Origin of the sequence: Massiliimicrobium timonense (assembly GCF_002160865.1) — a bacterium.
In the GTDB taxonomy this organism is placed as follows: domain Bacteria; phylum Bacillota_I; class Bacilli_A; order Erysipelotrichales; family Coprobacillaceae; genus Allocoprobacillus.
Genome location: NZ_NFLJ01000012.1, coordinates 25,009 through 37,997, shown reverse-complemented (window position 1 = coordinate 37,997; position 12,989 = coordinate 25,009). Strand labels below are relative to the sequence as shown.

At 31.4% G+C, this 12,989-nt stretch carries 11 protein-coding genes; 4 read left to right on the top strand and 7 right to left on the bottom strand.

Features of this window, described 5'->3' with window-relative positions; all coding sequences use genetic code 11:
* Positions 1–5: 5 nt before the first annotated feature.
* The 7 genes from pth to B5E75_RS05320 all read right to left on the bottom strand — a co-directional run bounded on the left by pth (position 6) and on the right by B5E75_RS05320 (position 10,980).
* The gene (gene pth / locus B5E75_RS05350; RefSeq protein ID WP_087357756.1) at positions 6–560 is read right to left on the bottom strand and encodes an aminoacyl-tRNA hydrolase; all 555 of its coding nucleotides are present in this window, start codon (positions 558–560) and stop codon (positions 6–8) included.
* A gap of 9 nt (positions 561–569) precedes the next feature.
* Positions 570–2,666: a type I pullulanase gene (pulA, locus tag B5E75_RS05345; protein ID WP_087357755.1), complete on the bottom strand. Its 2,097-nt coding sequence runs from the start codon at positions 2,664–2,666 to the stop codon at positions 570–572.
* A 172-nt stretch (positions 2,667–2,838) separates the two neighbouring features.
* Complete coding sequence (locus B5E75_RS05340) at positions 2,839–4,506, bottom strand: Na/Pi cotransporter family protein (protein WP_087357754.1); 1,668 nt, start codon at positions 4,504–4,506, stop codon at positions 2,839–2,841.
* 445 nt (positions 4,507–4,951) lie between these two features.
* Positions 4,952–7,348 (bottom strand): glycogen/starch/alpha-glucan phosphorylase, encoded by a 2,397-nt coding sequence (locus B5E75_RS05335; protein WP_087357753.1) that lies wholly within the window; start codon positions 7,346–7,348, stop codon positions 4,952–4,954.
* Between the two features lie 16 nt (positions 7,349–7,364).
* Positions 7,365–9,236, bottom strand: a complete 1,872-nt coding sequence (gene glgB / locus B5E75_RS05330) for a 1,4-alpha-glucan branching protein GlgB (protein ID WP_087357752.1) — start codon at positions 9,234–9,236, stop codon at positions 7,365–7,367.
* A gap of 309 nt (positions 9,237–9,545) precedes the next feature.
* Positions 9,546–9,761 (bottom strand): helix-turn-helix domain-containing protein, encoded by a 216-nt coding sequence (locus tag B5E75_RS05325; protein WP_087357751.1) that lies wholly within the window; start codon positions 9,759–9,761, stop codon positions 9,546–9,548.
* 232 nt (positions 9,762–9,993) lie between these two features.
* A complete protein-coding gene (locus B5E75_RS05320; protein ID WP_087357750.1) occupies positions 9,994–10,980 on the bottom strand; it encodes a nucleoid-associated protein in 987 nt (328 codons plus the stop codon).
* A gap of 77 nt (positions 10,981–11,057) precedes the next feature.
* Here B5E75_RS05320 and B5E75_RS05315 point away from each other — a divergent pair, with 77 nt between their 5' ends.
* Genes B5E75_RS05315 through B5E75_RS05300 form a run of 4 tightly spaced genes read left to right on the top strand, consistent with a single transcriptional unit; the run spans position 11,058 to position 12,977 of the window.
* Positions 11,058–11,762 carry a YaaA family protein gene (locus B5E75_RS05315; protein WP_087357749.1) on the top strand — a complete coding sequence of 235 codons (705 nt, stop codon included), beginning with the start codon at positions 11,058–11,060 and terminating at the stop codon, positions 11,760–11,762.
* Positions 11,763–11,773: 11 nt separating this feature from the next.
* On the top strand, positions 11,774–12,013 hold the full coding sequence (locus B5E75_RS05310) for a hypothetical protein (protein WP_087357748.1): 240 nt from the start codon (positions 11,774–11,776) through the stop codon (positions 12,011–12,013).
* A complete protein-coding gene (locus tag B5E75_RS05305) occupies positions 12,010–12,645 on the top strand; it encodes a GNAT family N-acetyltransferase (protein ID WP_087357747.1) in 636 nt (211 codons plus the stop codon). Before B5E75_RS05310 ends, B5E75_RS05305 begins: the two co-directional genes overlap by 4 nt.
* 2 nt (positions 12,646–12,647) lie before the next feature.
* A complete protein-coding gene (locus B5E75_RS05300) occupies positions 12,648–12,977 on the top strand; it encodes an inorganic pyrophosphatase (protein WP_087357746.1) in 330 nt (109 codons plus the stop codon).
* The last annotated feature ends 12 nt before the right edge of the window (positions 12,978–12,989 follow it).

The following is a 12,989-nucleotide window of genomic DNA, read 5'->3' as shown; positions in this document are numbered from 1 at the left end:
ATCTCCTAATTATAGGCATTCATAGCAGCAGTAAAATCTTTATCAAGAATGGTTATGACAGCCTCTTTTGCATCTTGAATTCCTTTTTCAATCAATGGCTGCTGCTCCTTTGTAAAACGCCCCAAAACATAATCAACAACAGGTATATAAGCATGTTTATCAATGCCCACTCGAATACGTTTAAAATTCTGTGTCCCCACATGAGCAATAATGCTTTTCATCCCATTATGCCCTCCAGCACTGCCACTTTGTCTTAAACGTAATTTTCCAGTTGGCATGTCCATATCATCATAAATCACAATTAAATCATCAACATCTATTTTAAAATAATTCATGACTTGAATCACAGATTCACCGGAATTATTCATATATGTTAATGGTTTTAATAATATGACATCCTCACCTTGATACTTCACTTTGACATATTCACCTTTAAATTTCTTTGTGTTGATTGATACATGCCAATAATCTGCTAAAGCATCCATCACCATAAATCCTACATTATGTCTTGTCGATGTATATTCTTTGCCCGGATTTCCTAATCCAACAATTAATTTCATAAACAACTCCTATCTTACTAATATCGCACAACAAACACCATTGACATCTAGATGATGATCTAGTATTTTACCTTTTTCACTATGATATAGAAGTGTAAAACCATCTTCTACCTCAACAGAAATCGTTTCTAAAGAAGCATTAAAATAAATGATAAAATCTTTATACTCACCATCATTTTGATGCAATGAATATTTAATCATACGATGATCAATATTTTCTGTTTTGACATTTTTACGTATCATATCATAACTTCCATATCTAAAACAAGGATTATTTTTTCTTAAATGAATTAAAAACTGTACAAACTGTGTTGTATCAATTTCCATATCCTTACGGTTCCAATCCAAAGCATTGACTTGATCTCCCGCATTATATGTATTGGAAAGACCACCTTTTGTCCTAAAAAACTCCTGTCCACTATGCAAGAAAGGAACACCCTGTGATAAGATAACAGCAGCCATCATTAGACGAGCACGTCTTTTTCGCATTTTTTCAGACTCATCATAATTAGAAATCTGTAATTTATCATAACATGTTGCATTATCATGACATTCTACATAATTAATTGATTGCGTAATTTTCGCAAACATATTTAGATTACATATAGCTTTCATTGCATCATTTGTTTTATACGTATCACCAGAAAAATATCCTTTTGTTTCCATCTGGTTTGTTCCTCTTAAAGTATCTCTAAAGAAATCATTGAAGAAACCAATATAAGGTGTCTTATGATTATTTTGAATGGTTGTACGCATGGATTCATCTAATGCTGTTGCCATATTCCACCCTTCTCCATAAACAACAAAGGATGGATCTAAAGCTTTCCCTTGAGCATCTACAAGTTTGATTGTTTCTTGATCAATAATCCCCATTAAATCAAAACGGAAACCATCAATACCATATAAAACCTGCCAACGTTTACACATATCTAGAATATATTTACGACACATTAAAGCTGTTGTATTTAAATCATTACCACACCATGAGCCATTAGATAGTGTTCCATCTTGATTTCTTCTAAAGAAATAATGTGGAACCGTTCTTTCTAAAGCATTGATATTGACATCATGCATATGATTAAACACAACATCCATGACAACACGAATACCACGTGAATGTAAAGCTTCAATCATACGCTGAGCTTCTGTAATACGCATATATCCATCATCTGGATCTGTGACATAACTTCCCTCTGTCACATTGTACGCTAGAGGATCATATCCCCAATTATAAAGTTCTATAGGATTCTTTTCATCCACTGTCGCAAAATCAGCAATTGGCATCAACTGTAAATGAGTAATTCCCAGACATGATAAATAATCTAATCCTGTTGGATTACCACTATCTGTTGATGTATTGAGTTCAGTAAAAGCTAAAAATTTTCCTTTATTTTTCATTCCACTTGTTGATGACATAGAAAAATCTCTGACACTTGTTTCATAAATAATCATATCAGTCATTTTTTCTAATGATGGTAACTGGAAACGACGACATGGAACGGTATTTAAATCAACAATGATACTCGCATGTCCATTAGAAGATGAAGAATAAGCATAGGGATCCAATGTCACTTCATAACTATTTGTATGACGAATCAAATAAACATATTGTTCTAACTCTAAATCTTCATGAACTTCAACAAAATATACACCTTTCTTTTGTCTTTTCATTGGAAACAGTTCTGTTTCTCCATTCCACTTCATGATTTTTAAAATAACACCTGTCGCAAGTGGTGCCCATACTTTAAATGTTGTTTTTTCTTTTGTATATTGGCTTCCTAAATCATCACGATCATAAAAATATAATTCATCAAATTGCTCACACATAGATAGTTTTGAAAAATCTAAATAACAGCTTAAACCATAGGCATCAACAATCTTATAAACTTTTCCCATTGTAAAATTGGTATGAAATACATATTCCTGAAATCCGTCCTGACTACTATTATTCAACGAATCTCCATTCAGTGGTATCAATTCATCATTTTCAATATTTTTAATATAAAATTGGCTACTAATGCCATTATAATATCCTTTAGATAAGTAAACTCTAATCTCGTCAAAAGCAACTGCATAAGCTTTCATCCTTACTGCACTTTCTTCCATATAACCATCCTTTCTCTTTAACACGACTATTAACCATTCCAAGTATAACATAAACAAATCTAAAAAACTATCAAAGAATGTAACCCCTTTACTTTTCTTGTTTAGGTTTGATACTTTATATCAATTGTCATATAAAAAAACAAATATACCTTTCAATAGGTATATCTGCTTTTTATTGATGTTCTATCATCTTCATAGCTTTCATTGCTTCTCTGGCTTTATAGAAACCTTCGGCTATGTTCAATCCATGATCTCCAATTCTTTCAAAATCTGTAAGAATCTTTGTATAGACAACACTGTTCTCTGTTGTACATCTTTTATCCTTTAATCGGCTTAACTGATTCACTGTAAACTGATGATGTGTCTTGTCTATGTTCTCTTCTATTACATCAACTTTGTCTACAATGCTACTGAACTCATCATAGTTCATGATTCTCAGCTCATCTAGTATATTGACACAAAGACTGCTCATGATTCCTATCTCATCCATGGCTTCATGTGAGAATCGTCTGTCTTCACTTTGAAGCAGCTCGGCCCTTTGAGCTATGTTCACCGCATGATCTCCAATTCTTTCAATGTCTGATGATATCTTCATGAATAAACCAATAGCCTGTGATCCTTCTATTGGAAATTCTGTTGAAATCGCATTTGTTGTAAAGTCTACAATATTTTTATTGAGATAGTTGATATATTCTTCATTCTTTTGTAGCTTTTCATATTTGTCTTCCTTGAACTCTATCAAAAGTTCAAATGATTTTCTGACATTATCAATTGCTACATTCAACATGTTTTGTGTTTCATTGAATAATTGTGTATTCGCTATTGCACTTGTCCCAATATGATAATCATTTGTAAAGATACCAAAATCCAGATATCTCAACTGCATCTTTCCTTCCAGTTCTGGTTTTTCTGGTAAGATAATAAATGATAAATCAACCAGCTTTTCACCAATAGGTAATAAAATGATTGTTGTAACAACATTAAAGACCGTATGAACATTAGCAATTTGAGCAACAACATTTGTTGGTGTCAATGATGCCATAAACGATGCAAATGGTGTCAACATACTAACAATCACAAAGATAATTGTTCCAATGATATTAAATGATAAATGAATGATTGTTGTACGTTTCGCATTACGATTAGCACCAATTGAAGCCAATACAGCCGTGATACATGTTCCAATGTTTTGTCCAAATAAAACATAGATTGCTGATGGGAGTGTGACAACGCCACTCATCGCTAAAGCCTGTAAAATACCAACTGATGCTGAAGATGATTGAATGATTGCTGTAAAGACTGCCCCCACAAGAATACCAATCAATGGGTTCTGGAAGTTTGCAACAAGACTCGCAAATTCTGGAGAATCACGTAAAGGTATCATCGCCGTTGACATCATTTCCATTCCCATAAATAAAATACCTAAACCAGCAATGATTTCTCCAAAAGCATCAAGTTTCTTGCTTTTAAAGAATGCTATCAAAACAACCCCAACAAAAGCAATAATCGGTGCTAATGCTGTAATATCCAAGGCAATCAGCTGTCCTGTAATGGTTGTTCCAATATTAGCTCCCATAATCACCCATACAGCATTTTTCAACTGCATCAATCCAGCATTCACAAATCCTACTGCCATAACTGTTGTTGCTGAAGATGATTGCATAATCGCTGTCGTTAAAGCACCAACTATTGTTCCTAAAAAACGATTTGTTGTCAATTTTTCTAAAATTGACTTCATCTTATTCCCGGCAGCCAGCTCTAAACCATTTGACATCATTGTCATCCCATAAAGGAATAAAGCCAAACCACCTAACATTGAGAATATATTTGTCAGTTCCATCTGTTCCTCCTATTTACATACAAATAAAACTTAACATAATCTTAATATATTGTAAACATAATTTTAACATTTCTAGACAATAAATGTTGATTATTTGTACATAAAACAAAGCAGGCACAATAACTGCTTTGAATATTCCTTTCTAAAAGAATATTATAAAATATATGAGTATATAAATAATTTTCCTTTTGACTTTTATTTGTCTTTCATTAGATAAACCATAAGCTTTTTTGAATATGATAGCTTTCATTTTTTAATAAGTTATTCAATGCACTATAATAAACTGTATAATCTTTTCCAGACTTCACTCTCCACAATGAATGTAAATAGTTTATAGAATTAAAACTTTCAATAATATTAGCTATATTTTTTCATGACTTTTCAATTTTTTAGAAATATAAAAAACCAACAAAATAAGTGACCTTACTTCATTGGTTTTCTGTTTTTATCTTTTCACTCTATCTAATTTCCAGATATCTTTTACATATTCTTCAATTGTACGATCTGATGAGAAATATCCAGACTGTGCAATATTGACAAGACACATCTTAGACCATTTTGCGCGATCACGATACAATTCATCAACTTTTGCCTGTGCTTTTAAGTAAGCTTCAAAATCTGCAAATAAGAAGTATTCATCATTACGATTCATCAATTCATCAAAAATCATTCTAAATTCTTCTCTTGAAGCATGGAATGTTCCATCAACTAATGAATCAACAACATTTTTAATACGAGGATCATTATTATAATAATCCCATGCATTATATTGTCCATTCCATCTTAATTCATTGATTTCATTATCTTTTAAACCAAAGATAATCACATTGTCATCGCCAACACGTTCAGCAATTTCTACATTTGCACCATCAAGTGTCCCTACAGTGACAGCACCATTCATCATGAACTTCATGTTACCTGTTCCACTTGCTTCTTTTCCAGCTGTAGAAATCTGTTCAGAAACATCTGCAGCAGGCATAATCTTTTCAGCAATTGTAACACCATAGTTTTCAATAAAGACAACCTTTAAATAAGCATTTGTATCTGGATCATTATTCACAACATCAGCAACACTGTTGATTAATTTGATAACTTTCTTTGCAAAATAGTAAGCAGGAGCTGCTTTTGCACCAAAGATAAATGTTCTTGGATAAATCTTAAATTCAGGATTCATCTTCATTTGTTGATATAAGTAAATCACATGCATAATATTTAATAACTGACGTTTATAGGCATGTAGTCTTTTGACTTGAATATCGAAAATACTGTTTACATCTACTTTGATACCATTGTGTTTATAAATATAATCAGCTAAAACTTGTTTTCTTTGTTGTTTCACATTGTAGAATTTACCTTGAACAATGGAATCATCTACATAATCCATGAGTTTTTCTAATTCTTCTGGATGTTTAATCCAATCATCACCAATTGTTTCATTTAATAATGAAGTTAATTCCGGATTAGAGTAAGCCAACCATCTACGATGTGTAATTCCATTTGTTTTGTTATTGAATTTCTTTGGATATAAGAAATAGAAGTCTTTCATTTCCTGTTCCATTAAAATTTGTGTATGAAGTCTGGCAACACCATTGACACTAAAGCTTCCAACAATCGCAAGGTGTGCCATATGCACTTGTCCATCTTTTAAAATCATCACACGATTTAATAAATCTTCATCGTTATCACTGATATGTTTCACATAACCAATAAATCTTCTATTGATTTCTTCAATAATCTGATAAACTCTTGGAAGTAATGCCTGCATTGTTGAAATTGGCCATTTTTCCAGGGCTTCTGATAAGATTGTATGATTTGTATAGGCACATGTTTGTGTTGTAATATGCCATGCTTCATCCCAATCCATATCATATTCATCAATTAAGATTCTCATCAATTCAGGAATCACCAATACTGGATGTGTATCATTTAACTGAATAACATTCTTTTCATGGAAATTAGATAATGATGGATAAACTCTTAAATGATTTTTAATAATAGCACGTAATCCTGCTGATACAAAGAAATATTGTTGTTTTAAACGTAATGTACGTCCAGCAAGTGTTGAATCATCTGGATATAATGTCTGACAAATATCTCTGACTTCTTGAGCATATTGTCTAAAATCTTTATTAGATGGAATTTCATCACTTGGTTCTGAAGACCATAAACGAAGTGTATTTGTGACAGTTGTATCATTACCAACAATTGGCATATCATAAGGAACAGCCTTGACACATTCAGCATCCACATGATCCCACTTTCCAGTTTCTTCATTCCATACAACACGTCCCCAGAATTTAACATCAACAGCATGTTTAGGTTTTCTCACTTCCCACATATTTCCTAATTTTAACCATTGATCAGGAACTTCAACTTGATATCCATTTTCAATTTTCTGTTTAAATAAACCATATTCATAGCGAATGGTATTTCCAAAAGCTGGATAAGAAAGTGAAGCCAATGAATCCATGAAACAAGCAGCCAATCTTCCTAAACCACCATTTCCAAGACCTGCATCAGATTCCAATTCTTCCAAATCATGAATATTAATACCATAATCAGCTAATCCTTCTTTAGCGATTTCATAAATTCCTAAATTCATCATGTTGTTGACTAGTAAACGTCCAATCAAAAACTCCATAGAGAAATAATGAACCTGTTTTTGATAATTTGTTCTTGTTGCCATTTTTGTCATAGCCCAATTGACAGAAGCATAGTCACGAACCATTCTTTCAAGTGTCATAAATTTTTCAGTAATATGTGACTCCTCAACTGTACGTCCGTAAGATTCGATAATTCTTCTTGAAAATTCATATTTAAATTCTTCTTTTGTCTTAAACATATCTCGTCTCCCTCAACTATTTTCTTTTCAATTCAAATATCATACTCGAAAATGGTGCAATGTCAACCAAAATCGAATTTTCTTTGTTTACAGCGTGTATTTTTTGTGATTTAATAGCACGTTTATTCGTAAAATTGCTACCAGTGTAATAATCTGTATCTGTGTTAATGATTTCCTTATAAGTTCCTTCTACAGGAACAGGAATACGATAACCATGATGTGTATTTCCTACAAAATTCATAACACAAACAAGCACTTCCCCATCCGGTGCATAACGTGCATAAGCAAAGACACTTTGTTTCATATCATCCACAACTAACCATTCAAATCCTTCTGGATAGTAATCATATTGATATAAAGCCGGATGTTTTAAAATCAGATGATTTAAATCACTAAAATATCTATGGAATGAATCATGTTGTGGATATTTTAATAATACCCATCCTAAAGCTTTCTTTTCATCCCATTCTTTATATTCAGCCAGCTCATTTCCCATAAAGTTCAATTTCTTACCAGGATGTGTCATCATATATAAGTATAAAGACTTACACTGAGCGAATTTCTGATCATTATTCCCCCACATTTTATCTAGAATTGTTCCTTTACTATGAACCACTTCATCATGTGAGAAAGGCAAAATATAATTTTCACGATAGAAATACATCATAGAAAAAGTCAGTTTATTGTGAACATCTGGATATTGTCGATAAATTGGATCCTTTTTAAAATAAGCCAATGTATCATTCATCCAACCTAAATCCCATTTATAATCAAATCCAAGTCCTCCAGATTGTGGAGCTGTTGTGACATTTGGATAATCAGTTGAATCTTCCGCAATCAACATGACACCAGGAAATAATCCATTCATATGCGAATTCATACGTTTCATGAATTCAATGGCACCATCATTGACACCACGTTCTTTATTTCCTTTCCAATAAATCAAATTACTAATCGCATCAAAACGAATACCATCCACATGAAAGTAATTTGCCCAGAAATGAACAGAAGACATCAAGAAACTACGTACTTCTTCTCTGCCCAAATCAAAATAACAGCTATCCCATTCTGTATATCTTAAATTGATATCTGGATATTCGTAAACAAAGCCACCATCAAATTGATGCAATCCATGTCCATCTTTTACAAAATGAGCAGGTACAAAATCCATAATCACGCCAATATTATTTTTATGACAAGCATTGATAAATGCCATTAATTGTTTTGGATTACCGTAACGACTTGTTGCACTAAAATATCCTGTTGCCTGATATCCCCATGACCCATCAAAAGGAAATTCAGTTAAAGGCATTAATTCAATATGTGAGAACCCATTTTCTACAACATAAGGAATGATCTGATCAATCATTTCTTCATAGCTGTAATATTCACCATCTTCTTCATCAGTAAAATCTTTTTTCATTTTCCATGAACCAATATTAGCTTCATAGATATTCAAAACTTTATCAAAATTCTTTGTGCGCTTATTTAACCAACGTTTATCAGCCCATCTAAAACCATCAATTTTATAAACCTTAGAAGCTGTTCCCGGTCTTAATTCACTAAAGAAAGCATAAGGATCAGCACGATCCACCCAAGAACCATTAGGTGTTTCAATACGATATTTATATGTATCATATTGTTTGATTTTAGGAATAAATAAAGTATATATACCACCATCTGTATATTTTTCCATATAGTGATTTTCACCATCCCATTTGTTGAAATCACCTACAACCTGCACACTTCTAGCATTTGGAGCATAAACAGTAAATCTTACACCTTTTTGCCCATCCATTTCTTCAAAATGTGCACCAAAAACTTTATACATCTCTAAACAGTTTCCTTCATGGAAAAGCTGAATCAAAAAGTTATCTAATTGTGCCATAGTCAAACCCCTTTCATAGTTTTTATTATACATGAAAACGCTTAAAAAAGCACTCTTTTTATTTATAGCGAATAAACAAAAAAAGAAATACAAGAATATATATGCAAATTCTTAATATTTCTTTTATCCTCTCATAACAAACAATAACTCATATTTTAAAGTTTTTTTTGTTGCCTATTGAGTATACTATTAAAATAATCATAACTGTTTCATTATCAATTAAAAAAATCAATATATACTTTGATATAAGTTTGTACAAAAAAAAGATTCGAAATTTGAATATCGAATCCTTATAGTATTCATAAACTCTTATATTTTTTGATTATCTTCTTTAATAAATTCAATAACATCATTAGGTGTACAATCCAATGCCACACATAGTTTTTCCAAAGTAAAAGTTGAAATTCCTTTGCCATGTTTAATATTATGAATTGTTCTTGAATTCAATCCATGCACATGAATCAAAGTATATGTTGTTATGGATTTATCTTTCATTGTCTTAAATAATGGAGCATAACTGATCATCGTATCACAACCTTTATACTATTATGCCCATTTCTTAAGATGATGAATATATTGAAAAAAGTAACTATAAAATATCAAGACAATAATAAAAAGCATGATTTCAAATCATACTTTCTATCAAAACATTCATTTTGAATTGTAATAGTCTGTTGTGGACATGTGTCAATGCAATGACTACAACAGATACATTTTTACAATCCAATGCAAAACTGGATTCATGTTGTCCTTTAGATTATTTTACAATCACTTCACTAACATCTTTTAATAAAATAGAATATGTTCCATCTTCCTGTTTAACCTTTTCCACCTTATCACCAGATAAATATTCCTCAATTGGTAAACTAATCTCAATTTCATCATCCAATACAAGTTTACATTTATCCATAGCTGTTAATGATAAACTTTCAATCTGATCTTCTTCACCAATTCCTAAGTCTTTCATCATAATTTCACTTTCTTCTTGTGCCTGTCCATCTTTTTCTAATACCTTTTTGACAATTTCTAAAGGTTTAACAGGTTGATTGGTATCAATTTTTTCCTGTATTTCATGTTTCATTAAAGGCAACGCTTTTCCATCATTAACATTATAAATATCATCCATCTTTCTCACAACTTTTTTCATGGTTGATATTTTCTGCTTATCTGTTAGCTTTTCTTCACCTTTAATCCACTGTGCATTTAAATAAAAATCCAATTTCCCATCAATGTTATATTTCTTTTCAATTAAAAATAACTTTTTCGCATCCACATTCACAATAATCGCTTCATCTACCGGTGAACCCATTGTTGGTAAAACCTGTTTTTTGGTAATACGAATGTTTTCTTCATCAATCACACTCATAGGAATATAACGATAGTTGAGCTTTAATGCTGCCACATATCTTTCCCCATTTTTATAACAATCTACAAATAAAACATTACTATTAGGCATTTCTTCAATCACTGAGCCTAAAGCAAATAATTTGTCCGTCATTTCATGAGCCTGTTTGATAAATTCTTCTTGACTTTCAATCATTTTTTCACTTCTTAACATCATCTCATGTAAAGAACCAACTGTTAATTCTTTAAGTGAAGGAGAATTTAAAGCTTTTTCTACTTTCTTACGATAATAATCAATAGATGTTTCATTCATATCGACAAAGTCAGTAGAATGATAAATCTTACGATGTTCAAAATCTAACATATGCATTAAAATTTTATTTATGACTATTGTATTCATCTTACCACCCGCAAAGATTATAACATATTTCTTTATCTATGACATTAAATACTTTATAATAATCTCGAGGTGAAATTATGAAAATTGTCATTGCCCCAAGTAAAACAATGAAATATCAAAAGGTTCCTTTTGTTGGTAGTGAACCTTTGTTTCAAGAAGAAACACAATATCTTACAAACATTTTAAAACAATATAATGATGAACAGTTATGTCAGCTCATGAAAATATCTTATAAACAGGCAACTCAAGTTTATCAGTATTTTCATGAAGAACAGACTGCTCATCCTGCTTTAGCTTTTTATCAAGGAACAGTTTTTAAACAACTTGAATTAGCATCTTACATGAATCATCAAGACTACTTATCTGAACACTTATGTATTTTAGATGCTTACTATGGTGTTTTAAAATACAATACTTTAATAACGCCTTATCGTTTAGATATGACAATGAAACCTGATCATATCAACTTATATGATTATTGGTATACACCTTTATATCAATATTTTGAACAAGTTGATTTCATTATTTCTTTAGCTTCTAAAGAATTTAGCAATATGTTAAGACATCCTCATATTTATTTTATAGATTTCATTATCAACGATCATGGGAAAATGAAAAGAAACGCTATGATTATCAAAAAAGCCAGAGGTCAAATGTTAAATCAGATGATTTTAAATGAGATCAAAACATTGGATGAATTGAAAACACTCAATATTGATGGTTTTACATATCAGCCAGATTATAATCAAGAAGGTACTCTTGCCTTCGTCAAAAATATGTAAAGGAGACTATTATGTTAAAAAGTGAAAAAGTTATCGTTATTGGAATTGGATCTTTTATAGGGTTGTTTATCTTGAACTCTTATTTTTTATCTTATATTCTATCATTTCTTATTGTAGGTGGAGATGAATATGTACTCTCCTATCTGATGCCCATATATAGTGGGATTGCTCTTATTGGGGCTATTATTATTTGTTGTAGCTATGTTATTATTAAAAAAATAAATCAACTGAGGGAGGAAATAAACAAGTGATAACAATCCGTCATGAAACACCTGATGATTACACAACCGTAGAAAATATCATTAGACAATCCTTTTATAATGTTTATATGCCCGGATGTTATGAACATTATTTAGCCCATATTATACGTCAACATGAAGATTTTATCCATGAACTAGACTTTGTTTTAGAAAAAGATGGAAAAATTATTGGTCAAATCATGTATACCAAAGCAAAACTTATAGATGAAAATAAAAATGAAAAAGTTGTTCTCACTTTTGGTCCTGTCTGCATTTTACCTGAATATCAAAAACAGGGCTATGGGAAAAGACTGATTGAATATTCAATGAAAGAAGCCTATCAGCTTGGATATGATACCATTGTGATTATGGGACATCCTCGAACATATGTTCGTTTTGGATTTCAAAGTTGTAAAGATTTACATGTCAGTCTGGAAAATGGAAAATATCCTACTGCTTTGCTGGTGAAAACTTTCGTTCCTCATGCTTTAGATCATCACTCATGGACTTTTTATGAAAGCCCAGCTATGGCATTTGACCCTCAAGTTGCGAAAGATTTTGATGATTCCTTAGAAAAAATAGAAAAGAAACATCTTGCCAGTCAAGATGAATTTGCGATTATCAGTCGCTCATTTATAGAATAAACATGCAAGTTACTGTGACTATTGATCGTCCTATGGGTAGTTTTCACCCTCAACATAAAAATCTATATTATCCTATTAACTATGGATACATCGAAGGAATCATGGGTGGTGATGGAGAGTATCAAGATGCTTATGTCATTGGTATTGATACACCTTTATCTCATTTTACAGGAGAAGTCATTGCGATTATTCATCGTTTGAATGATAATGAAGATAAATGGGTTGTTGCTCCTACATCAAAAACCTATACAAAAAAAGAAATAGAACACTATGTCTATTTCCAAGAACAATTCTTTGAATATGAAATTGAAATGATGATTCCACATTTTTAACGACTTTCTATG